Annotated in this window: 24 protein-coding genes and 1 pseudogene; 7 read left to right on the top strand and 18 right to left on the bottom strand. The window is 62.6% G+C overall.

Translation table 11 applies throughout. The annotated features are described in order from the left end of the window. Positions 1–5: 5 nt before the first annotated feature. The 11 genes from ACSKB9_RS32365 to ACSKB9_RS32315 form a co-directional block, all read right to left on the bottom strand. Complete coding sequence (locus ACSKB9_RS32365) at positions 6–1208, bottom strand: acyl-CoA dehydrogenase family protein (protein WP_438078215.1); 1203 nt, start codon at positions 1206–1208, stop codon at positions 6–8. An 11-nt stretch (positions 1209–1219) separates the two neighbouring features. Then, entirely contained in the window at positions 1220–2155 is a 936-nt protein-coding gene (locus ACSKB9_RS32360; protein WP_438078213.1) for a hydroxymethylglutaryl-CoA lyase, read from the bottom strand. A gap of 13 nt (positions 2156–2168) precedes the next feature. After that, positions 2169–2963 (bottom strand): enoyl-CoA hydratase/isomerase family protein, encoded by a 795-nt coding sequence (locus ACSKB9_RS32355; RefSeq protein WP_057017381.1) that lies wholly within the window; start codon positions 2961–2963, stop codon positions 2169–2171. Next, entirely contained in the window at positions 2953–4116 is a 1164-nt protein-coding gene (locus tag ACSKB9_RS32350; protein WP_438078211.1) for a CaiB/BaiF CoA transferase family protein, read from the bottom strand. The genes ACSKB9_RS32355 and ACSKB9_RS32350 overlap by 11 nt, the downstream gene beginning before the upstream one ends. 79 nt (positions 4117–4195) lie before the next feature. Then, entirely contained in the window at positions 4196–5005 is an 810-nt protein-coding gene (locus tag ACSKB9_RS32345) for an SDR family NAD(P)-dependent oxidoreductase (protein ID WP_050387517.1), read from the bottom strand. Beyond that, entirely contained in the window at positions 5002–6396 is a 1395-nt protein-coding gene (locus ACSKB9_RS32340; protein ID WP_438078209.1) for an MmgE/PrpD family protein, read from the bottom strand. Before ACSKB9_RS32340 ends, ACSKB9_RS32345 begins: the two co-directional genes overlap by 4 nt. Further along, complete coding sequence (locus tag ACSKB9_RS32335; protein WP_438078207.1) at positions 6396–7088, bottom strand: ABC transporter ATP-binding protein; 693 nt, start codon at positions 7086–7088, stop codon at positions 6396–6398. The genes ACSKB9_RS32340 and ACSKB9_RS32335 overlap by 1 nt, the downstream gene beginning before the upstream one ends. Beyond that, the gene (locus ACSKB9_RS32330) at positions 7088–7846 is read right to left on the bottom strand and encodes an ABC transporter ATP-binding protein (protein ID WP_438078205.1); all 759 of its coding nucleotides are present in this window, start codon (positions 7844–7846) and stop codon (positions 7088–7090) included. Before ACSKB9_RS32330 ends, ACSKB9_RS32335 begins: the two co-directional genes overlap by 1 nt. Continuing rightward, entirely contained in the window at positions 7843–8883 is a 1041-nt protein-coding gene (locus ACSKB9_RS32325; protein ID WP_168855312.1) for a branched-chain amino acid ABC transporter permease, read from the bottom strand. The genes ACSKB9_RS32330 and ACSKB9_RS32325 overlap by 4 nt, the downstream gene beginning before the upstream one ends. Positions 8884–8887: 4 nt before the next feature. Then, the gene (locus tag ACSKB9_RS32320) at positions 8888–9754 is read right to left on the bottom strand and encodes a branched-chain amino acid ABC transporter permease (protein ID WP_438078203.1); all 867 of its coding nucleotides are present in this window, start codon (positions 9752–9754) and stop codon (positions 8888–8890) included. A gap of 10 nt (positions 9755–9764) precedes the next feature. Next, positions 9765–10925 carry an ABC transporter substrate-binding protein gene (locus ACSKB9_RS32315; protein ID WP_438078201.1) on the bottom strand — a complete coding sequence of 387 codons (1161 nt, stop codon included), beginning with the start codon at positions 10923–10925 and terminating at the stop codon, positions 9765–9767. Positions 10926–11329: 404 nt separating this feature from the next. On the opposite strand from ACSKB9_RS32315, the gene dctP reads away from it, so the two are divergent. The 5 genes from dctP (at position 11330) to ACSKB9_RS32290 (ending at position 17236) form a co-directional block, all read left to right on the top strand. Continuing rightward, positions 11330–12352 carry a TRAP transporter substrate-binding protein DctP gene (gene dctP / locus ACSKB9_RS32310; protein WP_438078199.1) on the top strand — a complete coding sequence of 341 codons (1023 nt, stop codon included), beginning with the start codon at positions 11330–11332 and terminating at the stop codon, positions 12350–12352. A 9-nt stretch (positions 12353–12361) separates the two neighbouring features. Then, positions 12362–12865 (top strand): TRAP transporter small permease, encoded by a 504-nt coding sequence (locus ACSKB9_RS32305; protein ID WP_438078197.1) that lies wholly within the window; start codon positions 12362–12364, stop codon positions 12863–12865. Positions 12866–12972: 107 nt separating this feature from the next. Further along, the gene (locus ACSKB9_RS32300; protein WP_253589162.1) at positions 12973–14256 is read left to right on the top strand and encodes a TRAP transporter large permease; all 1284 of its coding nucleotides are present in this window, start codon (positions 12973–12975) and stop codon (positions 14254–14256) included. 32 nt (positions 14257–14288) lie between these two features. Further along, on the top strand, positions 14289–15818 hold the full coding sequence (locus ACSKB9_RS32295; protein ID WP_438078195.1) for a class I adenylate-forming enzyme family protein: 1530 nt from the start codon (positions 14289–14291) through the stop codon (positions 15816–15818). Positions 15819–16567: 749 nt separating this feature from the next. Next, the gene (locus ACSKB9_RS32290) at positions 16568–17236 is read left to right on the top strand and encodes an outer membrane protein (protein ID WP_092081550.1); all 669 of its coding nucleotides are present in this window, start codon (positions 16568–16570) and stop codon (positions 17234–17236) included. A 316-nt stretch (positions 17237–17552) separates the two neighbouring features. Here ACSKB9_RS32290 and ACSKB9_RS32285 read toward each other — a convergent pair whose 3' ends face one another. Beyond that, entirely contained in the window at positions 17553–17768 is a 216-nt protein-coding gene (locus ACSKB9_RS32285) for a hypothetical protein (RefSeq protein WP_050387521.1), read from the bottom strand. 459 nt (positions 17769–18227) lie between these two features. On the opposite strand from ACSKB9_RS32285, the gene ACSKB9_RS32280 reads away from it, so the two are divergent. Then, entirely contained in the window at positions 18228–18464 is a 237-nt protein-coding gene (locus tag ACSKB9_RS32280) for a hypothetical protein (RefSeq protein WP_283068412.1), read from the top strand. 255 nt (positions 18465–18719) lie between these two features. Here the strand turns inward: ACSKB9_RS32280 and ACSKB9_RS32275 are convergent, their stop codons facing one another. From ACSKB9_RS32275 to ACSKB9_RS32250, 6 genes and pseudogenes are all read right to left on the bottom strand, one after another. Then, positions 18720–19316, bottom strand: a complete 597-nt coding sequence (locus ACSKB9_RS32275) for a hypothetical protein (RefSeq protein ID WP_438078192.1) — start codon at positions 19314–19316, stop codon at positions 18720–18722. A gap of 124 nt (positions 19317–19440) precedes the next feature. Then, the gene (locus ACSKB9_RS32270) at positions 19441–20985 is read right to left on the bottom strand and encodes an ABC transporter permease/substrate-binding protein (RefSeq protein WP_438080497.1); all 1545 of its coding nucleotides are present in this window, start codon (positions 20983–20985) and stop codon (positions 19441–19443) included. 40 nt (positions 20986–21025) lie between these two features. Next, a complete protein-coding gene (locus ACSKB9_RS32265) occupies positions 21026–21853 on the bottom strand; it encodes an ATP-binding cassette domain-containing protein (protein WP_438078190.1) in 828 nt (275 codons plus the stop codon). 124 nt (positions 21854–21977) lie between these two features. After that, positions 21978–22916: a class I SAM-dependent methyltransferase gene (locus tag ACSKB9_RS32260; RefSeq protein WP_253625486.1), complete on the bottom strand. Its 939-nt coding sequence runs from the start codon at positions 22914–22916 to the stop codon at positions 21978–21980. Positions 22917–23704: 788 nt separating this feature from the next. Beyond that, complete coding sequence (locus ACSKB9_RS32255; protein ID WP_438078188.1) at positions 23705–24229, bottom strand: hypothetical protein; 525 nt, start codon at positions 24227–24229, stop codon at positions 23705–23707. 136 nt (positions 24230–24365) lie between these two features. Further along, positions 24366–24851: pseudogene (locus ACSKB9_RS32250) on the bottom strand (transporter substrate-binding domain-containing protein); the annotation flags it as partial. A 241-nt stretch (positions 24852–25092) separates the two neighbouring features. Here ACSKB9_RS32250 and ACSKB9_RS32245 point away from each other — a divergent pair. Beyond that, positions 25093–25578, top strand: a complete 486-nt coding sequence (locus ACSKB9_RS32245; protein WP_438078186.1) for a hypothetical protein — start codon at positions 25093–25095, stop codon at positions 25576–25578. Positions 25579–25644 lie beyond the last annotated feature (66 nt).

Genomic DNA, 25644 nt, shown 5'->3' with positions numbered 1-25644 from the left:
TCTCCTCAGTAGGAACGCGGAAGACCGAGCACGTGCTGCGCCACAAAGGCCAGCACCATGTTGGTCGAGATCGGGGCTGTCTGGTAAAGACGGACCTCACGCCACTTGCGCTCGACGTCGTATTCCTGCGCAAAGGCGAAGCCGCCATGGGTCTGGAATGTCGTATCGGCAGCCTTCCAGGTGGCCTCCGACGCCAGCAGCTTGGCGATGTTGGCGTCTGCTCCGCAGGGCTGCCCGGCCTGGAACAGCGCGGCGGCGCGGCGGCACATCATGTCGGCGGCTTCGAGTTCGGCGTAGGCGCGCGCCAGCGGAAACTGGATGCCTTGATTCTGGCCGATCGATCGTCCGAAGACGCGCCGCTCATTGGCATAGGCGACGCCCTTGCCGAGAAGCCAGCGTCCGTCGCCCACACATTCGGAGGCGACGCAGATTCGTTCGGCGTTCATGCCGTCGAGGATGTAGCGGAAGCCCTTGCCTTCCTCCCCGATGAGATTGGCGACCGGCACTTTCAGGTTCTCGATGAACACCTCTGTCGTATTGTGATTGACCATCGCCTTGATCGGGCGGATTTCGACGCCGTTGCCCTTGGCCTCACGCAAGTCGACGAGGAACACCGAAAGTCCGTCGGTGCGCCGCTTCACCTGATCGACCGGACTGGTGCGCGCCAGCAGCAGCATCAGGTCGGAGTGCAGCGCCCGCGACGTCCAGACCTTCTGGCCGTTGACGACATAGACGTCCCCCTGACGCTCGGCGCGGGTCTTGAGCTGGGTGGTATCGGAGCCGGTATTGGGCTCGGTTACGCCAAAGGCCTGCAGCCGCAGCCGTCCCGCCGCGATTTCCGGCAGGTAGGTCCGCTTCTGGGTCTCGTTGCCGTGACGGAGCAACGTACCCATGATGTACATCTGGGCATGCGCGGGACTGGCGCTGCAGCCGTTCGCATTGATCTCTTCGAGGATCACTGCCGCCGCACGCAGCGGCAGGCCCGAACCGCCATATTCCTCCGGGATCAGCGCGCCGAGGAATCCCGCCTCCGTCAACGCCGCGACGAATTCGGTCGGATAGGCGCTTTGATCGTCGAGCTTGCGCCAGTATTCGCCCGGAAAGCCCTTGCAGATCTGCCGCACCGTGTTGCGCAGGTCGGAGAAATCCTCGCCCAACGTGACGGTGACCTCCATGTCGGCGGTTTGGGCGGCGTCGTGATAGTTCATGTCATATCCTTTCAGGCGGCGGCGCTGGCCGACACGCGGAACGTTTTGGGCAGGCCGGCGCGGGCGATCGCGCCGGAGAACCGTTCGCCGGGCAGCCAGCTCTCGACCTCGCGTCGCAAGGCAACCAGCCGCTCGACATCGGCGCCGGTATCGAAACCGAGTTGCTCGAGCAGGAAGACGGTATCCTCGGTGTCGATGTTGCCGGTGGCGCCGGGTGCGAACGGACAGCCGCCGAGTCCGGCGAGGGATGCGTCGAAGGCGCGTACACCCGCATCCAGTGCCGCCGTCACATTGGCGAGACCGAGACCGCGCGTGTCGTGGAAGTGGCAGGCGACCGGCAGTGGACGCACCGCTGCGATCACCGCGCCCATCAGGCGGCGGACCTGACCCGGATCGCCATAGCCGACCGTATCGGCGACGATGATCTCGTCGGCGCCCATCCCGGCGAGTCGCACCGCGATCTCGACCACTCGTGCCTCCGATACCGTCCCCGAGATGGTGCAGCCGAATGCGGTCGCGATGCCCGCACCAAGTCCGATTCGTGCCCCGGGGCGCTGATCGCGCGCCGCGGCGATGCGCGCGAAGTCCTGCAGCGACTCCTCGGTGCTGCGGCGAACATTGGCCTGGTTGTGCTCCTCGCTCGCCGACAGCACGTAGTTGACGATTGGCACACCGAGCGCGAAGGCACGCTCGGCCCCCTTCAGATTCGGAACCAGAACCGAGGGCCGCAAGCCCGGCATTGTCAGCGCGCCGCGGGCCACCTCCTCCGCATCGGCAAATTGCGGGATCACCTTGGCCGGCACGAACGAGGTCACTTCGATCTCGCGGATTCCGGCCTCCACCGCGCCGCGGCACCAGGCCAGCTTGCGCGCGCTCGGCAAGATCGTTTTGACCATCTGAATGCCATCGCGGGGTCCGACCTCGCGAACATGAGCTTTCTCACGCATTTCGCGCCTCCTTCTACTTGCCTTGAAAGTTGGGTTTGCGGCGCTCGTTGAACGCCAGCACGCCTTCGCGCCGGTCCGCCGTCGGGACCAGACGGTTGTAGGCCTCGATCTCGAAGGCGAGGCCATCGGCGAGCGACATCTGCAAACCGCGATGGATCGCCTGCTTGGCCTGGCGCACCGAGATCGGGCCATTGGCAGCGATGCGATGGGCGATGGCGAAGGTCGCCTCCAGCAATTCCCCTGGCGGCAGCACCCGATTGACCAGCCCCCACTGCTCGGCCTCGGCAGCCGAGAACGGCTGCCCGGACAGGATCAATTCCTTGGCGCGGCGCTCGCCGACGGCGCGCGGCAGATTCTGCGTGCCGCCGCCACCCGGCATGATGCCGAGCGTCACTTCGGTCAGCGCGAAGCGTGCATTGGTCGAGGCGTAGACGAAGTCGAGCGCCGCGGCGATCTCGCAGCCGCCGCCATAGGCCGCACCGTTGATCGCGCCGATCACGGGAATCGGACAGCCCAGCAGAGCGCGCAGCATGCGCTCGAAGACCAGATGCTGTGCCTGCCAGGCCTCGTCCGTCATGCCGTTGCGCTGCTTCAGATCGCCCCCGGCGCAGAACGCCTTGTCGCCGTGTCCGGTCAGGATCACAGCGCGCAACCCCTCGATGTCGGTCGAGAAGCCCTCGAACAGTTCCACCAGATCGAGGCCCATCTGGGTGTTCATCGCATTCGACGCTTCCGGCCGGTGCAACGTCACCAGCAGGATATCGCCATCACGCCGTTCGACCTTGATGGTCTGGAAATCAGTTCGCATTGATGGCTCCCTTGCTCGCAGGCTTTCGAAGAATGGCATTGTGCTGGCCGAGCGCCGGCGCAGCGGTGCGTGCGCGCGGTCGCGTACCGTCGAAGGCAAGCGGAACGCCGACAAGATCGATATCGTCGCCAGCACATCGCACCATCATGTCGAGGGCGCGGGTTTGCGGATGCTCCGCAACCTGATCGGTGGTCAGCAGCGGTGCATTGGGAACCCCGGCTCCGTCGAGAATGCCGCCAAGCGCATCGACCGTATACTTACGCACCGCGGCCGCGATTTGCGGGATCAGTCGTTCGCGGTTGACGACCCTTGCCGCGTTGGTCGCGAAGTCAGGATCATGCGCAAGCGCCTCGAGACTCAACGCCACGCACAGCTTGCGGAACAGATTGTCGTTGCCGGCGGCAATCATCAGCCATCCGTTGGACGCCTCAAATGCCTGATAGGGCGCGATTTCCGCGGTGCCCGATCCATAGGGCTTGCGCACCTCACCTGACGCCGCATAGCCGGCCAGCGGAACGGTCATCCACGCGAGCCCGGTCTCGTAAAGCGAGGTCGCAACGCTGCGGCCCTGACCGCCCTTGTTGCGCGCCACCAACGCGGCGAGCATGCCGATCACTGCCCACATGCCGGAGCCCATGTCGACCAGCGAGACGCCGACACGCACCGGCGGCCGGCCGCCCTCGCCGGTGACGCTCATGATGCCGGTGCTGGCCTGGGCGAGCGGATCGTAGCCGGGCTTGCTGGCGAGCGGCCCCTTGGCGCCGAACGCGCCGATGTCGCACCAGATCAGCGATGGCTTCGCGGCGCTGAGCGCATCCGCGGTGAGACCAAACTTGTCCAGGATGCCGGGCCGCAGATTCTGGATGACGGCATCGGCCTCGTTCAGGATCAGCGACTTCAGCCTCTCGCAATCCTCCGCTGCGCCGAAATCGACGGTGATGCCTTCCTTGCCGCGATTGAGACTATGGAACACACTTGCCGTTCCGTTCCAGAACGGCGGCCCCCAGCCACGCGCATAATCGCCGCTCTTGGGATTTTCGACCTTGATCACACGGGCGCCGAGATCGGCCAGAATCAGTCCGGCATAGGGGGCGGCCACGCTGTGTCCGAGTTCAACCACGGTGATACCAGCGAGCGGCTTGTCAACGTCCATCAAATCCTCCCGGCTGCCGCAAGGGCCGCCGCCGTTCCTGTTGTCATCAATCGATTCATCATGTCGAGCGGCGTCGCTTTCACGACTTGTCCTGTGCATTGTCGGCAACCAGCACCGCGCCGTTGACGAAGCTCGCGCGGTCGGACAGCGCGAAGACAATCAAATTGGCGAGTTCCTCCGGCGTGCCCCAGCGCGTGTTGCGCATCGAATTGTTTTCCGACCAGCGCTTGCGTTCGGCTTCCGCCTCCTCTTCGCCCAGATTGCGCTTGGCGAGTTCGCGCTCCCATTTTGCAAAACGTTCCGGAGTATTGACGAAACCGGGAACGACGCAGTTGACGCGAATGTTGTGCGGCCCGAATTCGTTGGCGAGAATCTTGGAGAAGCGGATTTCGGCCGACTTGGCCGGACCGGTGCATGACGACAGGAACGGCGGCATCGTCACCATGATCCCGGTTTCGCCCGACACGTTGACGATGCTGCCGCCGTTCTGCTCGATCATGATCGGGATGATGCGCTGACAGATACGGAACTGAGCGAAGAAATTGATCGCCATGCCGTACTGCAATTCCTCGTCGGTGACTTCGAGGAACGGCTTGTAGGTGCCGGTGCCGGCATTGTTGACCAGGATGTCGATGCGGCCGAGACGGTCGCGGGCGACCGCCGGCAGCCGCTCGATCTGCTTCAGATCGGTCACATCAAGCGACAGCGTTTCGACCTTGACGCCGGTGCTCCGCTCGACGTCAGAACGACATTCGGCCAGCGCGTCCTCGCGGCGCGCGCAGACCAGAACCTTGACACCCTCCTCCGCCAGCAGGCGTACGGTCTCGAGACCAATGCCCTTGCTGCCGCCGGTGACGATCGCAGTCTTGCCTTCAAGTCCAAGTTTCATTTGATCGCATCCCTTTGAGATCGGGTCAGGCGGTCGAGCAGCCTGCGCACAGGCATCGATCCGCCGCTACGTGCCGAGGCGAAAACCTCGGCCGCAAGGCTGGCGCCTTCGCCGGCCGGAATTCCGGTGCCGGCCAGGCGGCTATCGAAAACCTCGATGGCGCGGGCTTCGTCCTGGAACACCAGAACCTTGGGCGCCTCGCGCGCGGTCCGGCGAAGACGCCCACCATTTTCCATCTCCAACTCGACGGTCGCGTCGAGATGGGTACCGATCGCGTCCGGCTCGACGATCGTCTTTTCGACGAGTGTCATGATCTCCCGGTCCTGGCGATGCTCGACGCCCATCTCGTAGTCGAGGCGGCCGTAGCGCAGCATGGCGGCGACCGCAAAGGCGGTGCTGGCCTGGGTCTGCACCGTCCGCGTGAACGGTCCCTTGAATGACGTTCCCGGATATTGCGTATAGGGCTCCCAGATCGTCACGGTGATCCGCTTCACCTGCGACAGATCGATGCCGTCGCGGTGAAGCATATGCGCCGCCAGCACCGCCGACATGTTGTCGCCCAGGGTTGCGAACGGTTTTGCCATGATGCCGATCATCGTCGCGACATCGGGGCCTCGCTGCCATTGTTCTGGCGTGCGATCGAGGCCGGCAAGCGAGCGCAACAATCCCTTCGGTCCTTCCAGCGCATCAGGCGCCCCCTGGACGCCGCGCGCCGCAAGCTCCGCGGCCACCAGCCCGCCCTGGGCGGCGCGCCCGTTCTGTACGCGCCATTCGTCGGAGCCGCAGCGCACCGGCTCCAGCGTGCCGCCGGTCGTGCAGGCCGCGATTGCAACCGCGCTGGTGGACCTCGGTGGATCGAGTGCAAGTGCGGCGGCGGCCGCCGCAGCGGAGCCGATCGTGCCGAAGGTCGGGCTGGTCCGCACGCCCCGGCCGATCAGGCCGCGGGCAACGACTTCACCCGCACCAAGCCATTTGAGCGCGGAATAGCCGACCGTGAGAGCGGTCAATACGGTGCGCAGCGGCGCATCCAGCGTTTCGCCAAGCGACACCGCGACCGGCGCAATCAGGGATCCCGGGTGCGTCCATGAATCGTGGTCGGTGTCGTCCTGAAAATGGGCGTGAACGGCAATGCCGTTGGCGAGAACCGCCTCGGACAGCGCGGCATGTTTGCCGCTCGCCCAGATGCGCGCGGTGCGCGGTCCAGGCAGCACCTCCGCGGACATCGCGCGCGCGGCCGCGGCCGTCGGCTCGTGTCGCGCCGCGAGCGCGAGCCCCAGCGAGTCGAGCAGGCAAATGGCTGCCTTCGTGGCGACATCCGGGGACAGTTCGCTCGCCGACGTCGTTGCGGCGAAGGTCCCGAGCAGCGCAGTGGCGTTCAAAGTAGCGGACATCACAAATACTCCTCGGCAAGCGCAACGTCGCGAATTTCGGCGACGGTGCCGCTCCGCCTGACCTCGCCACCGCGCATCACGTAGCCGCGTGTGGCAAGCTTGAGCGCCGGACGCGCCATCTGCTCGGTCATGAGAATGGTCGTGCCGCGCTGTTGCATATGACGGATCGCCTCGCTGATCTGCGCGATCCACACCGGCGCGAGCCCGAGGAAGGGTTCATCCAGCAGCAGCAGCTTGGGAAACGAACTCATGGCGCGCGCCAAGGCGACGATCTGCTGTTGTCCCCCCGACAATTGTCCGGCCGGCTGGCTGGCGCGCTCCTTCAGGATCGGAAAGATGCCACAGAGCCAGGCCCAGGCTTGGCGCTGGCTCGCCCCGCCGTGCCAGCAGGCGCCGCTCAGGACGTTGTCGGCGACCGACATGGTCGGGAATACGCGGCGGCCTTCGGGCGAATACCCAATTCCGGCCCGCGCGCGCCCATCGCAGGATACGGCACTGAAATCACGGCCCGCGAAGCGCACGCTGCCATGCGAGGCCTGGACCAGACCGATGATGGCGTTGATCAGGCTCGACTTGCCGGCGCCATTGGCGCCGATCAGCAGGACCGTCTCGCCCTCGGCGACGTCGATCGAGACGCCGCTGATTGCCGTGATGCCGCCGTAGCGGACTTCGAGGTCTTTCACCGCCAGCATCAGGCCGCCTCCTCGTCCACCGTCCCGAGATAGGCGTCGATGACATCCTTGCGTGCCAGGACGTCGGCCGGAGCGCCTTCGGCCAGGACACGGCCGGAATCGAGCACCAGTATTCTCGGACAGAGGCGGCGCACGAGATCCATGTCATGCTCGACGATCAGGACGCCGCAACCGAGCTCCGTCCTCACGTGGCGCACGAAAGCATCGACCCGCAGGCGCTCCCGCCGCTCGAGACCGGCCGCCGGCTCGTCGAGCAGCAGGACTTTCGGCCGGGCGGCGCAAGCCAGAATGAGGCCCAGCATCTTCTGGAGCCCGTACGGCAGCTTGTCGCTCTGCTCGTCGAGCTGCGGTTCGAGCTCGAACTCGTCGATCAGCGGCGCAACGCTGTCCCATCGGGGCCCGCTGCCGCTGAAGCGAAGGGCCCGTGAAATGTTCTCGCGGACCGATGCCGTACGGAAGGTGTTGGTCTGTTGAAAGCTGCGGATAATTCCCATGCGACTGACGGCATGCAGCGGCTTGCCGGTCATATCCTTGCCGTCGAGCCGCACCCGGCCGATGGTCGGCGGCAGCATGCCGCAAATGACGTTGATGAGCGTGGTCTTGCCGGCGCCATTCGGCCCGATGACGCCAAGGACGTCGCCTGGCGGGATGGCGAAGCTGACATTGTCGAAGACATGCAGCCCGCCGAAACGCTTGGAGATGGCTGCGACCTCGAGCAGCGCGCCGCCGTCGGTCCGTCCGGTGCGTTCAGCGGTCATTGCAGGGGCTCCATCGCATTGGGCACGCTCAGCGTCGGCGACGAGGCGACGGTGGAGGACCGCGACGACGACGGCGGCGGCGAAAACACGCGGACGCCGAGGCGATGGATCGTCCCGACGACGCCCTCGCGCGCGACCAGCACCACCACCACGATCAGGAAGCCGAACAGGAACTGGGAATACTCCCCGCGCAATGCGAAGACGTCTCCCGCCCAGATCAGCAGGGCGCCACCGACAACCGGGCCAAGCATGCTGCTCTTCCCACCGATGATCGCATAGGCAATGTAGTTGACCGATGACAGCGCGCTGAACGAGGTCGGATGTGCGGTGAGCAGCATGTTGACGAGGGCGAAGCCAGCGAGCCCGGATACACCCGCCGCGATGGCAAAGCCGAACGCCTTGTAGTGCCAGACGACGAGGCCGAGACTCTGGGCGAGCAGTTCGTTCTCTTCGATCGCCGCGAAATGCTGGCGCAGCGTGCGGGTCACCGCAGCGGTGACGATGGCGCCGGCGAGCGCCAGCCCGATCGTGACCTGCAGCACCGCGCGGTTGTCGGCGAGCTCCAGCCCGAACAGCGTCACCGCAGGCATGCCGACCAGTCCATTGGACCCGCCGGTCCATCCCGGCGTTTCAAACAGCAACAGTTGCGTGATCTCGGTGAGGACGAACGTGACCAGCACGAAATAGACGCCGGTCAGACGGAGGACCAGCGCGCCGAGCGGCAGCGCGAACAGCGCCGGCACCACGAAGCTCGCAAGCCCCAGCAGCAGCACATCGGTCACGCCGTGACGAAGTCCCAGGATCGCGACAGTGTAACCGCCGATCGCCATGAAGGTCGGCACCGCGAAGGTCATCAGATTCATGCGCAGCATGATGTAGACGCTGAACGCGGCCGTAATCGCGATCAGCATCTGGTTGGCCAGCGAATAGACCATCGGGTTCTGGCTGAGCCAGGGGACTACGAAGGCGGCCGCGATAACCACGACGCTTGCTGCCTCGGCCAGGTCGCCGCGCTTGGAAAGGGTGCGGGCTGTCATGTGCTCAAGCTCCCCGAACCCGGTGACCGAAAAGACCCGATGGCTTGACGACCAGCATGACCAGGACGAGCACGAACAGCGCGAGTGCGCCCTTCGAGCCACCGAGATAGACCGCAGAGAACGCCTCCGCCATGCCGACGATGAAAGCCGCGACTGTCGCACCACCGACGCTACCGAGACCGCCGAGAATGACGATCAGGAAGGACGTCGCCAGCACAGGATCGCCGATATGCGGCGCGAGCGACAGGATCGGTGTGACCAGCGCGCCGGTGAGGCCGGCGAGCCCCGTCGCCAGGGCGAAGGCGGCCGGGAACAGAATCGCGGGACGCAGTCCCTGCGCTGTCGCCACCGCGCGGTCATCGGCCAGCGCTCGCAGCGCGCGGCCGAAATCGGTGTAATAGATCAGGCCGTAGATCGACAGGATCCCGACGATGCAGACGCCCAGCACCACGAGATTCTCGATCGGCACAAAGAAGCCATGGCCGTGAATGACACCGGTCAATGGAAAGGCGAAGGCCGGAGATTGCGGTCCGAACACCACCAATATGCCGCTCGACATCATCAAATAGAGGCCGAGCGTCAGCATCAGCGTCGCCAGATGATCGTCGATCACGCGATCCAGCACGAAGCGTTCGAACAGGAATCCGAGCAGCGTGGTGCCCAGCGCCGCGCAGATCACCGCCAGCGCGTAGGGCATGCCAAGATAGGTCACCGCGGCATAGGCGAGATATCCTCCGAGAACGTAGAAGCCGCCATGCGCGAAATTGACGACTCCGAGAATGCCGAAGATCAGGGTGAAGCCGAGGGCGAGCAGCGCGTACTGCGCACCCAGGCTGATGCCGATGAGGCAGGTGGCGACAAAACCTTGCACGGAGTACCCGCTACTTGCCGCCGGCCGCTTCGACCCTGATGGTCGGTTGCAGCTTGCCTTTTTCCACGAGTCCGACACCGAACGGGAACGACAGTTCCTGGTTGATGCCGAAGAAATCCTGCCCGATCCAGTGACCGGGACCGATATTGGGATCCTCAACCGGCAACGATCGCAGGGCCTCGGCAACCTTGGCCGTGTCCGAGATGGTACCGGCCTTGGCGATGGCTTTGGTTACCATGCGGGCGGCGGAGACCCACTGAAAGAACAGATTGTTTTCCGGCCGCTCGGCACCGAGCAGCTTCTTGTACTCGTCGGCGATCAATTGCACTTTCTCGTCGATGAGAACCGGCTCGTACCAATAGAAGTCCTTCAGCACCTCGTCGCCACCGGCGACGCGGGAGATTTCGGTGTATCCCGGACCGCCGAGACGTCCGATCGGTCCCTCAAAGCCAGCCTGACGCAATTGCTTCACGATGATGCCGGCGTCGCCAGGGGGCGATGAAGCGAGATCGACGGCGTCGGGCTTCGCGTTCATGATCCGGGTCACGATCGGCGCGAAATTGGTGGTGCCACGCTGATAATATTCTTCGGAAGCGGTGATGCCGGTTCTCTTGTATGCGTCGGCGTCGACGCTCGCGATATCCGTGCCACCCTGGTCGTTCGGCGCGACCAGCACCACGCTCTTCATGCCGAACTTCTGCTTGGCGATCTTGATGATCGGCTCGGCCCAGCCCGAAGGACCCGGCCCCATGTGAAAGACCAGCGGCAACTGCGGCGATAGCGCATCCTTGGCGTAGCCGTTGCCCATCACCAGCATCGAATTGCGCTTGGCGATCGGCTTCACGCCGGTGAGCTCGGGCGAGCCGATCGGGCCGATGATGAATTTAACGCCCTGCCCTGCCAGCGTGTTGGCTGCAGCGGCGGCGCCTTCGGCCGTGTACTTGCTGTCGATGGCAACGACGTTGACCTTGCATGGCGTCCCGTCGACCTTGATCAGGCCGTCCCGGTTGGCCTCGGCAGCGACGAGCTCGACCGCGCCGCGCAGCGCGAGGCCCCATTGCGCAGCGGGACCCGACAGAACGCCGACGACGCCGAGCGTCAATTCCTGTCCCGCCGCCATCACCGAAACATTCGAACTGGCCAGCGCAGCGCCGATGGCGATGCCGGACAACAGCAAATTTCTCCGCGTAGTGCTCATCACTCCCCCCGTAATTTGTTGCGGCTCATGCGCCGTCCACTTGTTGCGTGGAAACCCGAAGCGTTCCGCTCCGGGGCCGCGCGTATCGCTCGGCGCCGGGACGCTAGGCGCGCGGAGGTCGCCCTGTCAATGAAACGTTTCATCGAAAATAGGGCAGATCAGCTATGCTTGAGATGAGCCACCGTTCTCGACATGCAATAAATATGAATAATAACAGTAATTTACCCTGTCGATCGAACGATCCATCAGAACTCCAAACGACGCACCGCTACTGACACACCTATGCAATGAAACGTTCCACTTGAATCAACCTGGCCTGCCCGTTAGCTTCCGTGACCCGTCGCGGACAGAAGACGACGGCCAAGGGGAGAAACTCGATGATGCGGGGCGCCGTGACGGCCGTGCTTGCCGTGCTTGCGATTCAGTGCAGCCAGGGAGCGCTAGCAGCCGAACCTCAGTTCAAGCTGCGGGCTTCGGTGGACACGTCGGCGACACACGGACGGACATTGTCTGCCGCCGACTACCTGAAGAAGCTGCAGGAAAAATCCGGCGGCCGGATCACGACCGAGCTGTTCCACAGCGGCCAGTTGTTTCGCGACCGCGACGTGGTGAAGGCGCTGCGTCAGGGCGCCGTCGAGATGGCGATCCCCGGCACCTGGGTGCTGACCGGCTTCGTCCCCGATGCAGACGTCTTCCAGCTGCCGGCATTTTTCGGGCAGCCCTACCCGGTGGTCTATGCTGCTGCCGACGGCAAGATCGGCGAGATCATCAACAAGCAATTCGAGAGCAAGCTCGATGTCAAATTGCTCGGCCCCTGGCTGCAGCTCGGATATCAAAACACCTACAGCACCAACAAGGCGATCCGCGACTTCGCCGATCAGGCCGGCATGAAGATCCGCAACTCCGGCGGTGCCGGACAATCGGCGCGAGCCAAGTTCTTCAATGCAACACCGAACGTCACAGCCTGGCCGGACGTTCCGCTGGCGCTCTCGCAAGGCACGTTCGACGGGCTGAGTTCGACCGATGAAAGCCTTGCCAGCGCAAAGCTCTGGGAATCCGGCGTGAAATATGGATTTGCGGATCGCGAATTCGTCGGGTTCTACGTGCCGATGATCAGCGAGAGCTTCTACAAGAAGCTGCCGCCGGATCTCCAGAAGCTGGTCTTCGACCTCTGGCAGGAGAACATCCAGGCCTACCGCAAGAGTATGGAAGAAGCTCAGACCGAGGCGCGCCACACGCTGGAAAAGAACGGCATCGTGTTCGTTTCGCCGTCCGAGAGCGCGCTCGCTGCGGTCCGCGCCAAGATGCTGCCTTTGCAGGACGGCATCGCGAAGGAGTTGCGGATTTCGCCCGCCTTGCTGCTGCAGGTGCAGGCGGATGTAACGACCGTCGGCCATTGATTGCCACCCATGATGAAGATCTGGAACAGGCTTGAACTCCTGTTGATAGGAGTTCTTGGTGCCGCCGCGCTGACGGTCGGGACCGCTCAGGTCATCGGTCGCTACGTGAACAAGGACTTCGCCTTCATCAATGGCGAGGAGGTAGTGGTCTATCTGACGGTCTGGGCGGTGTTTCTGGCGTCGAGCCAGTTGGTCCGGACCGATGGGCATGTCAGGCCCGACGTCGTGCTGCGACTGTTGCCGCCGCAAGGGCAAAGATGGGTCGAGGCATTCAACTGCTGTGTCGCGATCTTGTTTTGTGGCGGCCTGGCCTATTGCGGCTTCCAGGTTGCGGATGTCGCCCGCAGCCTCGACGAGCGCAGCATCACGGGCCTCGAATTCCCGATGTGGATCTACTACTCGGCCATCCTGACCGGCGCCGTGCTGATGCTGTTGCGCTACGTCATCAAGCTTTATTTGCTCGTATTCCGCTTCGATCCCGCCACCATGGTCATCGCCGTTCACGATCACTGAGCGATCGACGACGTCAGCCGTCTTGATGACCGATCTGCCATCGGCAAACTGACCGTCGTGGTCCCGCATCGGGACGCTTCAGGTCCAGCAACAACGAGACCGACACGATGTGGACGATGCTTTTCCTGCTGATGTTCTTCGGGCTGCTCTGCGCGGGAATGCCGATCTTTCTGGTGTTGGGCCTCTGCGCGGCGGTCCTGTTCGGCTTCAGCGACCAGCCTCTGGTGGCGATCGCGCAGAAGATCGCCGATGAAATGAATTCCAGCACACTGATGGCCTTGCCCCTGTTCGTGATGGCCGCCGCATTCATGCGGCGCGGCGGCGTCGCCAAAGCGCTGGTCGATGTCGCGATCGCCTGGTTCGGACGATTGCGGGGCGCACTCGGTCTCGTGACGGTGGTGTCATGCACCCTGTTTGCCGCGATCTGCGGCTCCTCAGTTGCGACCGCGCTCGCCATGGGCACCATTCTGGTGCCGGCGATGATCGAGCGCGGCTATCCGCGTCATTTTGCGCTTGGCGTGGTCGGCGCTTCCGGCACGATCGGCATCGTGATTCCTCCCAGCCTGTCGCTGATTCTTTACGGACTGATCGCGGAGCAATCGGTACCGCGCCTGTTCCTGGCCGGCATCATGCCCGGGCTGCTGCAGGCAGCGATGTTCTTCGGCTGGGTGTTCTACTACTCGCACAAATACGAGCTGCCGCGCGAACCGTCCGTGCCTCGCGCCGAACTGGTGCGGATGAGTCTCAATGCCCTGCCCGCGCTGTGCGTACCTTTCATCGTGATGGTCGGAATCTACGGCGGCCTGATGACGGTCACCGAAGCAGCCGCGGTCTCGGCCACGGTGGCTCTTCTCGTCAGCCTGTTCTTCTATCGCGGCTTTAAGGTCAGCCAGACGCTCGAGGTGATCGCCGAGGCAATCAAGAGCGCCGCGACGATCATGATCATCGTCGCGACCGCTTTGGCGTTCGGCCACTGGATGACGGACTCGGGCATCCCGGCCTCGCTGGTGAAGTTCACGCTCGACAACCAGCTTCATCCCTGGCAATTCCTGCTCGCGATCAACGTGCTGCTGCTCGTGCTCGGATGCTTTCTCGAGGTCGCCGCCACGCTGCTGGTGGTGATGCCGATCCTTGCGCCTGCGCTGAAACCGCTCGGAATCGATCCCGTCCATTTCGCGATCGTCTTCACCCACAACATGGAGATCGCGCTGGTTCATCCCCCGGTCGGACTGAACCTCTACGTGCTGGCCACGATTTCGACGGCGCCGGTCACCGAAGTGGTGCGCGGCGTTCTGCCGTTCCTCGGCCTGCTGCTGCTGTGCCTTGCAATCATCACCTATGTCCCACAGCTTTCGCTTTGGCTGCCCAATCTGGTCTATGGCGCGGGCTAGCAGCGCGGATGGTCTCGACGGAGAACTCGAGCATGTCATCGAAATCAATTCATTGGGCCGGCGAATTCTCCACGCTCGCGCTCCGCTACGGCAACAGGCCGGCTGTCGTCGACGCCGCCGGCACGACGTCCTATGCGGAGTTGTTCGCCAAAGCCGCCGGCGTTGCGGATGCCCTGATGCAGGCCGGGATCGGCCCGGCAGATGCCGTGGCTACATTGTTCCGCAACAGCGCCGACGCCGTTGCGGCCACTTTCGGCGTCATGCTGGCGGGCGCCGTCGAAGTCCCGATCAACCCTGCGCTGAGCAGCGACGAACGCGCTTACTGCCTCGCGGTCTCCAACGTTCGTCTGTTGATCACCGGCGCGGCCCTCGCGACCGAAAAGGCCGCCGGCGGTCCGATCATCATCGAGGTCGAAAGCATCGAACGGACCGCGTTGGATCCGGCCGCCTTTCCGCAGGTCGACGGCGACGCGCCGGCGCGTATCGTCTTCACCTCTGGTACCACCGGACGCCCGAAAGGCGCGGTTCACAGCCAGATCGGCCGCTGGACGGCCAACATAGTGCTGCGGGCGAACCTGCCGTTCCGCCCGGATGCCGGCAGCAACGTCCTGCTGATGACGCCATTCTCGCACGGCTCCTCGTTGATGACGCATGCCTATCTGTCGTCGGGTGCGGCCGCGACACTGCTCGACGGCGTCGACCCGCCGCGCGTACTTGATATCCTTGCACGCGGCGCATGCGATGCGATGTTCGCGCCGCCGACCGTGCTGGCAAAGATCGTGGCTGCCGCGGGCACGCGCCAGTTCTCGTCGCTGCGCACGATCTTCTGCGGCACGGCCGTGCTGAAGCCCACGCTCTACGCGCGCGTCAAGGAGATGTTCGGCCCCGTGGTGCGGGTGACCTATGGCAAGAGCGAGGTATTCAATCCGATCACAGTGCTTGAAGCCGAGGAGACCGAGTCCTGGTATGCATCCGGAGGCGAGGACGCCTGCGTCGGCTGGCCCGCTCCCGGTGTTGAAATCGTCATCCGCGGCGAGGACGGCCGGCCCGCCGCGGCGGGCGGCGACGGCGAGGTTCTGATCCGTGCACAACACCTGATGACCGGGTATCTCACCACCGAGGGTTTTAGCGCGCTCGCACCGAATGAATTCCACGAAACCGGCGATCTCGGCTACGTCGATGCACGCGGCCGGCTGCACCTCACCGGCCGTAGCGCCGACGTCATCAAGTCGGGCGGCTACAAAGTAGCGCCGGAAGAGGTCGAACGGTTGCTTGCGCCGGCGCTGCAGCCATCGGAAGTCGCGGTGGTCGGCATTCCCTCGGACTATTGGGGCGAGGTCGTTCTGGCAGCGGTGGAAAATCCCGCACCAGGCTGGGAGGAGCGCATCAATCGCGTGGTGCCGAACATGACCGACTACAAGCGTCCGCGCCTGCTGATTGCCCTCGACGAATTGCCGCGCAACGGAATCGGCAAGATCCTCCGCGGCGCCATTCGCACCGACGTGCTGTCCCGGTTCCGCATCACCGAAGGGCCGCGGCCGCGGCTCGAAAAGCGCTCCTAGTTCAGCGCGAGCGACGAAGCCGAGTTCGCGTTGCAAGCGCAGAGAATGTGGCCGCATTACGGGCACTTTACTCCGGCCGAACGCACAGCACGCCGTTTTCACGAGAACGGCACCGTCCAGCGAACGAGAAGGCTTACGTAGCGCCCCAATCGACGACCTGTCGCCATTACGTGGCGTTTGCCCCAATAGTTGGAGTCGTGATCGCCGCCCTTGGCCTTATTTCGTGGCTCATCGGACGAGTCTGCTGCGACATCCTCTCCGGTGATTGACACAGCCTGGTTCAGGACTCCCATCATCGGGACGCTGCCCTGCAGTATCGCTGGATCAATCTGTCAGAGATATCGGGCGGGGTGTTGCGTGCACGCAAACAGACTGCGGGCGCGGGGCTGGTATGCGTCGGGGCCTCCCACTCCGTTCCGCTACGGAACAGAAGCCCGACAGTGACTCTCCCTATTGGCTCGACAAGCACTGCAGGCCCGCGCTTCGCTCTCGGTCGTCTTCGAGCTCGCCCCCAGTTCCATGCGAAGATAGTCATCTATCCACCGACGCGTTGCGCCGGGACGTGATCTGCAATGCATAATGCGCGTCACGAAAGTTCCAAACTCGCCTAACGCCAAGCGTCTCTCGTCCTTACCGTGAGCAGCCCGCGTTTGGCGCAGCCTGTTGCACCCAAGTTACAGCAATTCCGCACGTGTCTGATAGGCGATGAACTTGGGGCTGGGCTAGTACAAGAAAGTTGGAATGAAAAGATGAAGAAAATTCTGCTTGTCACCGCCAGCATGATCGCGCTCGGCGCGGTCGCGCCCGCTTCCGCGGCTGATCTCGCGCCGCAGCCCTACACCAAGGCTCCGCCCTATGTTGCTCCGACCCCGATCTACAATTGGACCGGGTTCTACATCGGTGGCCACGTCGGTGGTGCGTTCGGTGGCAACGACAACGTCCTCGCCCCCGGCTTCGGCGGTGGCAACGACGGTGTGTTCATGGGCGGCGTGCAGGCCGGCTATGATTACCAGTTCGCGCCGAGCTGGGTGCTGGGTCTTGAAGCCAACTATAGTTTTCTGGATACCGGTTCGAGCTTCGCTAATCGTGGCCTCGGTTCGGTAACCGGCCGCCTCGGCTACACTTGGGGTCCGGCGCTGCTTTACGTCAAGGGCGGCTATGCCTGGGCTGACACGCGCTTCTCGAACGGCTTCGGCGGCGACGGCGGCCGTGACGGCTACACCGTCGGTGCCGGTCTCGAATACATGTTTACCCAGAACTGGTCGGGCAAGCTCGAATACCAGTACTATGACTTCGGCACCGTCAACGTGTCCGATTCTCTCGGCTTTATCGGCAGCTTCCGCAACGACCAGCACACCATCAAGGCGGGCTTGAACTACAGGTTCAACCTGGGCGGCCCGGCCGTCGCCAGGTACTGATCGCTCGCTTAACTCCAAGCGACATGAGAGCTCCGGGCCAAACAAAGGCCCGGAGCTTTTTCGTTGAAACGGTGGTATCTCCCGGATTGGAAGCCTCTAGCGCGGTCGATTGACGCACGTTGACGGGCTGATCCGTGACGACATGACGCACGACGATCAATGCGTCATGGAACTGACCTCCAAGGGACGATGGCAGCTAACGCTCATCGGGATGATGGAGCGCGAACAGGAGGCCCGTTGCGAGCGGTTCGGCCGGGGCTGGTTATTTGGACAGGCCGGTCGGATTTGCCGCGTGGGCGCCGCGCGCTGCGAAGCTTCAGCGCCGATGCCTGATCTGCACGGCCTTCAGATAGTCGGCAACCTGCTCAGCCCAATCGGCGGGTGGCGCCACGCCTGTAACTTGCGGGCTGCGACCGCAGCCAACGCAGATCGGGTGGGTGTCCTGATCGCTCTCGAAGCTATAGGCATCCGCGCCGTCGGTAATCACGCACGGCGTCATGTCGGAGCGCTTGCGGTCGCAGCGTTTCATCATGGCCTCCGTTCCCCGGCGAGTGCTAGCCGACACACTTTGCGAGTCCAGTGCTGGATCATGAGTCGCCCACCACCGCCGAGGAAAATGCAAAGTGAAACGCATTCGATGGAACAGCAACACGCGTGGGTGTTTTGGTTGTTGATTGATTATGATGCAATCGTGACCATGGAACCGGTGCTGTTGGCACGGACTGCACATCCCATCACGAAGCGGTTGTGATCTCATTACGCACATCGGATCGACCGAGCACGCGCATCGGCTCGGCCAATCCGAAAATACTGGCAAAGACGGCTCCGGCGCGGCCCTCAGACAGCACGTCGGGGCCGTCGCTTGTGTCAGCGGAGCTTGCGAGATGGGCGACAGCCGTGAAGTGCCATTGTCGGATATGCACGCGCGCGTGTTGACGCGGCGTTGCGGCGCTCAATAGCTTTGCCGGTTGGGGTGGCTTGATGCGCGGTGATGGCGATGTCGAGAATAGAAGTGAGCGCGGAAGAGAAGGAATTAATTCTAATGCTGCGCGAATGGAAACGCGACGTGCGCGGATTTGGGTCGTCCGAGGTTTTGATTTCACGCCAGCATGGACGCGGATGGGAAATCAGGCTTGCGCTCAACGCGGATCAAGTGTCGTCCATCGGACTGAGCTTCGGCCTGGCCTGGAATGCACTGGCGGCAACACAATTGGGTGCCGCACGATAGGACGACCTGCGTTGTGCATGAACCATGATACAAGCACGGCAGCGGAACTGGTTATGTTGGCACAAAGTGCACTTCCATCCAAGGCCGCGTGTGATCTGATCGTCACTCGGATCAGCCGAGCCCCACAGCGCATCAAACTCGGATAGTCCGAAGCACTGGCGAAGACGGCTCCGACGTTGAAACCCCTCAGACTCACGTCGGAGCCGTCGAAAAAGGTGGCGCCAATGAAAACTCGAACAGGTACCGAATGGGCCATCATCGCCGCTGAATGCTGGCTCGCAGTGGTCGCGGTGGCGATCCTACTGATCGCGCTACACCCGGAAGTTGGCTGATGGCGATACGCGCGGCTGTCGGGATCGAAGGGACGATTTCGGTTAGGGCTGGTGCCCAAGCGCATGACGCAAGTCGATATTCGTCGTCGCCTTCAGGACGATCGCCGCAGACGAGCGAGCAGAGCATCGCCGCCCCTCGGGCCAGCGCCTTGACCGCGTCTACCGCCCAGGAAGCCGAGAGACGGACCACGCGGCCGGCATGCTTCAACGAGCAACCGTAGACGGAGATCTCACGAGTTGCGCTGTTGGGCGCGTCATTCGACTGTTCGGCGGCAACGACGGAACGAATCTCGTCGATCCGTCGACACGCGCGGATCGCACACTCTCTCAACTCATCGATCGATTGCGTTTCTGCCCGCGTCTTTTCAACCGCTTCGATTTGCGAATTGAGGGCTGCAAGTTCTGCCTGGAGCAGCTCGAGTAGCGATTGGTTGGAACCAACCGCCCTTTCCACTCTTTTTGCCCGCATTGTCATCCCCAAATACGGTTGTACATTCGTGACAACGATTCGTGGCTTCATTATGAATCACGCTGCCGAAGTGATCGTTCATTGCGTGATGCGCAATTTCGTCCGGGACCTTGAGCACAACTCATCGGCGATGGTCGAACCTCGAACGAGAACGCCCCTGATCGTGTTCTCGTATTTATCGCGACTGCAAATGCACGGCCTTTGCCAGGGCTCGCGCCGCCTCTTCCGGAGAAGCCTTGTCCGTATCGCCGTCGACCATAAGGTTAGCGGCGCGCATAGCCTCAACAGGCACCGAGCCGACAAGCGGAACAAGTGCTCGCTTCAGCCGCGCATCGGCGGCGCGCTTTGGCGCGATGAGGATCAGCGCATCATAGGAAGGTATCGCATGCTTCGGGTCAGCCAGCACGAGCAGATCAAGCGCCGCGATACGCCCGTCGCTGGAGAACGCGGAGATGACATCGGCCTCGCCGGCCTCGAGAGCCTGGTACATGATCGTTGGATTGTACGAGCGTCGCGTTCTGAACGACAGACCATAGGCATTCCTGAGCGAGCGCCATTCCGGTCGGCCCAAAAACTCAAGGTCATCGCCGATGCTGAGTTGAGGTGCAACACGAGCAAGATCGGCAATCGAGGTGACATTTAGTTCCTGCGCTTTCTCCCGTTTCATCGCGAGAACGTAGGCATTTTCGAAACCAAGCGCACCGAGTACCGTGACGCCCTGCTCCGCTTTCATCCAGCGGACGATCTCCGCCTGCATCTCCTCGCGCGGTGGCATGTCGGTGCGACCGATAACGTTGCGCCAGAGCGTGCCGGAGTAATCGACGTAAGCATCAATGTCATTGTGAGCCAGCGCGCGAAAGGCGATAGCCGAACCGAGCCCATCCTTGCGCGTTACGCCGACTCCTTCAGCCTTCAGCCGGTCACCCATCAGGTCCGCCAGAATGAACTGTTCGGAGAAGCTCTTCGCGCCGATGACATAGGTTTCTGCTTCGTTCGAGAGCAGCGGCGCGAAACCGGCGAGCGTGCCGAGAGCAAGCCCGGCGATGCCGAACAACACACGCTTCCTGCTGCGTTCAGATGCCCCTGTCTCCACAAGACCGAGACAGAAGTCGGTGATCAGAGCAAGCCCGGCCGCGGCGATGCAGCCGAACAGCACGGAAACCCAGTTCTCGGTTTGCAACCCCGTAAAAATGTAATTGCCAAGGCTGGTTTGGCCGACGGGCGTGGAAAGCGTGGCTGCTCCAATCGTCCATACAGCTGCAGTCCGCACCCCGGCCATGATGACAGGCGTGGCGAGCGGCGCCTTGACGCGTGTCAGAATCTGCTGGGGTGTCATACCAACGCCTTCTGCCGCTTCGACGATAGCTGGACTGACGCCATTCAAGCCAACCACACTGTTGCGCAAAATCGGAAGCATGGCATAGAGCGTCAATGCGATCAGCGTCGGCAAGAATCCCAGCGCGGGGATGCCGAAGCCGAAGAGCCGTGCCGTCAATGTCGAGAGCGCAAGGAGCAACGGATAGAACAGTGCGAGCAACGCAAGTCCCGGTATGGTCTGGATCAAGCTGGCGATGGCAAGCACCAGCCGGCGTAGCCATGGTCGTTCCGCTGCGAGGGCAGCCAGCGGCAGGCTGACGAGCAGTCCAAGCGCCAGCGCCGTGGCGCAGAGTACAATATGTGGTGTAAGATAGGTAGGGAGCAGGCGCCAGGCGTCGAACAAAGCGTCTAATCGGGCACTGGAAAGCAGCTCTGCGCCGGCATCAGGCACGGGCAGATCCGTTCTTGGTCGCAAGCGCGGCGATGCGCTCCGCTTGACGTCGCGGCACTTCCATCAAGGCGGTCACGTCCGGATCGTCAGAACCAGAGCCCATCATCAGAGTATGCGGCGTATCGTCGGCGAGTACGCGGCCGTTCTTCATGACGACGATTCGATCAGCCATCAGCGCAGCTTCCTGGATGTCATGGGTCACCATCAGGGTCGTCATGCCGAACCGGTCGTGCAACTCGCGGTAGGAAGAACCCAGGCTGTCGCGGGTGACAGGATCGAGCGCACCCAGCGGCTCGTCCATCAGAACAATGCGCGGTCGGGCGGCGATTGCACGCGCGACGCCAACCCGTTGGCGCTGACCTCCGGACAACATGTGCGGAAAGCGGCTGGCGTAATCCTGCGGCAAGTCCACCATATCCAGCATCTCGGCCACCCGCGCTTCGATCTCGCTCGCCTGCCAGCCACGCAATTTGAGTGTCACGGCAATGTTGTCGGCAACTCGCATGTGTGGAAACAAACCGATCCCCTGAAAGACATAGCCGATGCTCCGCCGCAGCATCGGCGGTTCGGCTTTGCTTACAGGCACTCCGTCGATCCTGACTTCTCCAACGTCAGGATCGACCAGTCGATTGATGGTCTTCAGCAGCGTGGTCTTGCCGGATCCCGAGCCGCCCACGAGCGCGACCAGTGACCCCTGCTGTACGTCGAGCGATACGTTGGAAACAGCAACACTCCGCCCCCCATCGTAGGATTTCGATACAGCATCGATCTCGATATACGGCACGGAATTGGACGGATTCGAAATCGGCGAAGCTGTCATGAACAGGGCCTCCCTGTGGACTGCAGAACTGCCAGAAAATGAGCAAGCAGGCGTCAGGGCATGATCCACTTGGATGCACAGGTCCCTGGGTCACACCCACGCCCATCTTCGGAAGGCGAACCCGTCACGGCTCCAACGCGACCTGCAGGCCGTCGTCGCCCTCAACATGGACATAACGGGGTCCGATCGGACGCCCCCTGCCGCTGGCAACAGTGACAATGTCTTCCAGGGGAGCGGCGCGCGCATCCGCCTCAGGCCGGGACAACATCAGATCGGCGTGAAACAGCCCTTCCGACTCAAGACCGGTAGCATCGATGCCAAGAGCCGCCAGGCTTGCCAAGCAACTTTCAAACTCTTCAGCATCGCGAAAACGACGCTGGATAAAAGTCGCGCCGGCAAGACGCTCCGTCACAAGGCCACGCTTCGCGAACGTCGCGGCTAGAGAATCGAACGGGAACATTCGTAGCACGAACGAAATGATCCATGGACGCTTCTCCGTCGCATCGAGAATCTTGCTGAACGTCTTCTCGGTGACGTAGCCGATGCACCCAGTCGACATGATGACATCCGCGGATCGGACAAGATGCGCGCTGCCCGCCGAGAGCGCCTCCGTTTCAAGATCTGCGACAATGCCCTGCTCAAGCAGACCTACACCCGTCGCATACCTTATCGCCGGCGCCGATACATCGAGACCGATAAATCGCGCGAGACCGACATCCGGCCAAGCCGAATAAAAATTGCGATCGAGGCGCACCAATGTCTCAGAACCGATCGCCCTCATCTCGCGTCGGGCGTAGCGATGGCGCAAGCCCCCGAAAGTCAGTGGAAACCGATGCACCGCTGCGTTGATTCCGTATGAACAGCCAACATCAAGTACGGTCGGCTTAGCGCCGGTTTCTGAAACCTTCGCTGCCAGAATTTGGCGCACAACCGGCTCAGCCACGTCCGGGATCATGTAATCCAAATCTCCCAGGACAGAGAAATACGCCCTGGGATCATCCAGGGCATAAATATCATCGAAGACGGCCTTGGACTGATTGATGCGCGAAAAATGTGTTTGCAACCCGGTCTCCTATTTCAACTTACAAGCCACTCGACGGCTGCTGCGTTCAAGTGCTTGATGCCTTATTGCAGAGATTGACCGACGCACAAACCTATTGCGCTTTTTTCAACCTCGCTTTGTGGAACTGCGCTGAGCACTGATGCGCACGCGCGTATAACGCCGCCTCCTTTCGAGACCATCGCCGGTTGGGGCGGCTTGATCTGCGGTCAGGATGATGTCGAAAATGCCAGTCGCTCTGGCAGAGAAGAGAATCAACTCTGGTGCTGCACGAATCAAAGCGTGCGGGCAGCCGGCCGCGATAGTCGACAATGCTGGTCAGGCACGGACGCGACGGTTGGGAAATCACGCTCACGTTGCGGGCCCGGTGGCGCCGGTCGCGGCACCGAAGAACATCTCGCAGAAGCATGGAACGCACTCGCGCCAGCACAGTTGCCGACAACAGGTTGAGACCGCGCCAATAGGAAGGCCGCTCAGATGGGAATGATTGGCCCGCGTAGTTGGCCGATGGATCGAACTCGGCCTACGGACAAGGCGCGCTGGAGCAGTTCCTCGGCAACGGCAACTCACGCACGTGGTTTGGGGGCCATGTTCAGAAAATGCGCCAAGCCGCCACGCCGAGGATGAACCAAGCTTGAAGCTGATTTGGTGGAACAGCAACTCGCGCATACGCACAGGGCTATTGACGGTTTGCATCGCTCGCGAGGCCGATGTTCAGGAACTTTGTCGGTTCCGCTGCAACGATGAGGCCCTGACAGCACTGAACGGACCGGGCTCCTCGCACGGTATCGTCAGCGAGATTGAGCGTTTCCAAGCGTCTCGAACACCGTCTGCTGCCACCAATCACCTTCGATTTGATCGAGTACGGCGAGATCGAGCATCGGCCGCAAGGCGCTGTCTTTGGGCAGTACGATCGCATAGCTCTCGCTGCTGAAGCTGGTATCGACGACGCGAGCCGAGGCCGAGAAGTCGCTGCGAACCATCCAGGTCAGCAACGGCTTGTCATGAACAAAGGCATCGATTGTCCCACGCCCCAGCGCGGAGAGGCCGCCTTGGATGTCCGGAAACGTTCGAAACGAAAGCCGCTGACGAGCGAGGTAGTCGGTCGTCGCGGAGTTCGCGACCGCGCCGACGCGCACGGAACGCAGGTCGTTGAAGCCGTGAACGGCGCCCTCGAGCCCTCTGCGCGTAAGGGTGGAGGTGATACCGGCGGTGAACACCGCAATCGCGATCACGGAAGCGATCATCCATCCCATTGCCACGATCCTGCCGGGGAGTGTTGTCGGCGCATTCTGAGCAGCCCCGGCTTGCGTCATGGCGATGGTCGACCACCAGAAGCTGGAGCCGAGTTCCCTTGGCGCCGCCACCGAAGTGCTCCGTTTTGCGCCGTTCCAGCATCCAGATCAGGAATCCGACCGCCATTGCGAAACCAAGCAGCACCGCGACGGCCTGGAAGAATCCGAAAGAGAGAAGCGCCCGCCCGATCGCGACCCAGGGGTTTTCGTTGACCGGCACCGCAACGCCGAGCCCGGTGTTGTAGAACGGCTGCGTAAAATCGACTTTGCGCGCACGCTCGGCAGTCACTGTAACCGCCGCGACGCCAACATCGAATCTGCCGTTTGCGACGCCGTCCAGCAAATCCGGCACGCTCTGGGTTTCGACCAGGCGAAAACGTAGGTGTGCCTGATCGGCGATCCTTTTCCAGAGCGCGATGCTCATACCGCTCCAACTCCCATCCGGCTGCTTGATGGCAAATGGAGGGGCCTGCTTGGTCGCCACGACTAATTCCCTGTCAGGGGCCGCGGCAGCTTGGGCGTGAAGGGCGCCGCAGCCGAACGCGGCCACCGCCAGCGCCAGGATGCATAACCAGACCGGTCGAATCGACGTCCGCTTGCGTTGCGAGATTGGATCTCCCCGCCTGGCGCGGTGGGCAGCCATCTCACACGACACCTGCCCCAAGTGGCGGTCGTGCAGAGCTGACGGGAAAGCCTCGAATGAACTCATTGCTCACCTCGATGCATACCGGGATTGCCGGCCGGAGCTTCGCTACTCTCTTGGCAGCATTCGTCACACGCCTGTCCGTCAAAACAAAGGCGAAGGAGTCTTCGGCCATGTCCGGAGGGCTAACTAACCTCAGGTTGAATTCCACAACGCATACGCTCGATCGTCGACGTTGCGAGTGACGGCCGAAGCTGCGTTCTCGGCATGGTCGGTTGACCGGTTAGTCCATCAGGTTCGCGTTTGCTTCTGGGAATGGAACAGCGCGTCGACGGATTGTTTCGGGTCCTTGATCCCAGAGCGATCCTTGCGATCGGTCTTCTGTGCCTCGAGCTTCTGCACGACGCGGACAATCATCGACGGCCGTACGCTCGGCTTCTGCAAGATGTTTGCCGATCGCAAGACCTGCAAGGTGATCGGCTGTCACGTGATCGGAGAGCGGGCGGTGGACGTCGCCGAGGTGGCGGCAATCGCGATCGCCGCCGGGATGCGGGTCGACGATTTGGCCCAGCTTCCGCTAGCCTACCCCATCTACGTAAGGATCTTGGCCCGGGCTGCGGTGATGGCGGCAGGACAGCTCGGCTCGAGCATAGGCTGGCAAGCGCACCGGTTCGAGAATGTATCGCCTGCGACCCGCCAGTCGGGAGAGGTCGGGGAGCGTCGGTGACCTTCCCGGGTCGCCCGTCGCAAGGGCGATTTCCGCAAATTTCGGTAAGTATCGAGACGTTCGAAC

It is taken from the genome of Bradyrhizobium sp. BR 1433 (genome assembly GCF_051547665.1).
Classification (GTDB): domain Bacteria; phylum Pseudomonadota; class Alphaproteobacteria; order Rhizobiales; family Xanthobacteraceae; genus Bradyrhizobium; species Bradyrhizobium australafricanum.
Note: the sequence above shows the minus strand (reverse complement) of the source record. Positions and strands in the feature narration are given on the sequence as shown.

Excerpts from the sequence above, each read along its gene's own strand:
- ACSKB9_RS32360 (WP_438078213.1), bottom strand. The coding sequence starts at position 2,155 with ATGCGTGAGAAAGCTCATGTTCGCGAGGTCGGACCCCGCGATGGCATT.
- ACSKB9_RS32325 (WP_168855312.1), bottom strand. The coding sequence starts at position 8,883 with ATGACAGCCCGCACCCTTTCCAAGCGCGGCGACCTGGCCGAGGCAGCA.
- dctP (WP_438078199.1), top strand. The coding sequence starts at position 11,330 with ATGATGCGGGGCGCCGTGACGGCCGTGCTTGCCGTGCTTGCGATTCAG.
- ACSKB9_RS32330 (WP_438078205.1), bottom strand. The coding sequence starts at position 7,846 with ATGACCGCTGAACGCACCGGACGGACCGACGGCGGCGCGCTGCTCGAG.
- ACSKB9_RS32345 (WP_050387517.1), bottom strand. The coding sequence starts at position 5,005 with ATGAAACTTGGACTTGAAGGCAAGACTGCGATCGTCACCGGCGGCAGC.
- ACSKB9_RS32275 (WP_438078192.1), bottom strand. The coding sequence starts at position 19,316 with ATGAAGCCACGAATCGTTGTCACGAATGTACAACCGTATTTGGGGATG.
- ACSKB9_RS32335 (WP_438078207.1), bottom strand. The coding sequence starts at position 7,088 with ATGCTGGCGGTGAAAGACCTCGAAGTCCGCTACGGCGGCATCACGGCA.
- ACSKB9_RS32350 (WP_438078211.1), bottom strand. The coding sequence starts at position 4,116 with ATGGACGTTGACAAGCCGCTCGCTGGTATCACCGTGGTTGAACTCGGA.
- ACSKB9_RS32365 (WP_438078215.1), bottom strand. The coding sequence starts at position 1,208 with ATGAACTATCACGACGCCGCCCAAACCGCCGACATGGAGGTCACCGTC.
- ACSKB9_RS32255 (WP_438078188.1), bottom strand. The coding sequence starts at position 24,229 with ATGACGCAAGCCGGGGCTGCTCAGAATGCGCCGACAACACTCCCCGGC.
- ACSKB9_RS32340 (WP_438078209.1), bottom strand. The coding sequence starts at position 6,396 with ATGTCCGCTACTTTGAACGCCACTGCGCTGCTCGGGACCTTCGCCGCA.
- ACSKB9_RS32265 (WP_438078190.1), bottom strand. The coding sequence starts at position 21,853 with ATGACAGCTTCGCCGATTTCGAATCCGTCCAATTCCGTGCCGTATATC.
- ACSKB9_RS32290 (WP_092081550.1), top strand. The coding sequence starts at position 16,568 with ATGAAGAAAATTCTGCTTGTCACCGCCAGCATGATCGCGCTCGGCGCG.
- ACSKB9_RS32285 (WP_050387521.1), bottom strand. The coding sequence starts at position 17,768 with ATGATGAAACGCTGCGACCGCAAGCGCTCCGACATGACGCCGTGCGTG.
- ACSKB9_RS32300 (WP_253589162.1), top strand. The coding sequence starts at position 12,973 with ATGTGGACGATGCTTTTCCTGCTGATGTTCTTCGGGCTGCTCTGCGCG.
- ACSKB9_RS32305 (WP_438078197.1), top strand. The coding sequence starts at position 12,362 with ATGATGAAGATCTGGAACAGGCTTGAACTCCTGTTGATAGGAGTTCTT.
- ACSKB9_RS32280 (WP_283068412.1), top strand. The coding sequence starts at position 18,228 with ATGGCGATGTCGAGAATAGAAGTGAGCGCGGAAGAGAAGGAATTAATT.
- ACSKB9_RS32295 (WP_438078195.1), top strand. The coding sequence starts at position 14,289 with ATGTCATCGAAATCAATTCATTGGGCCGGCGAATTCTCCACGCTCGCG.
- ACSKB9_RS32355 (WP_057017381.1), bottom strand. The coding sequence starts at position 2,963 with ATGCGAACTGATTTCCAGACCATCAAGGTCGAACGGCGTGATGGCGAT.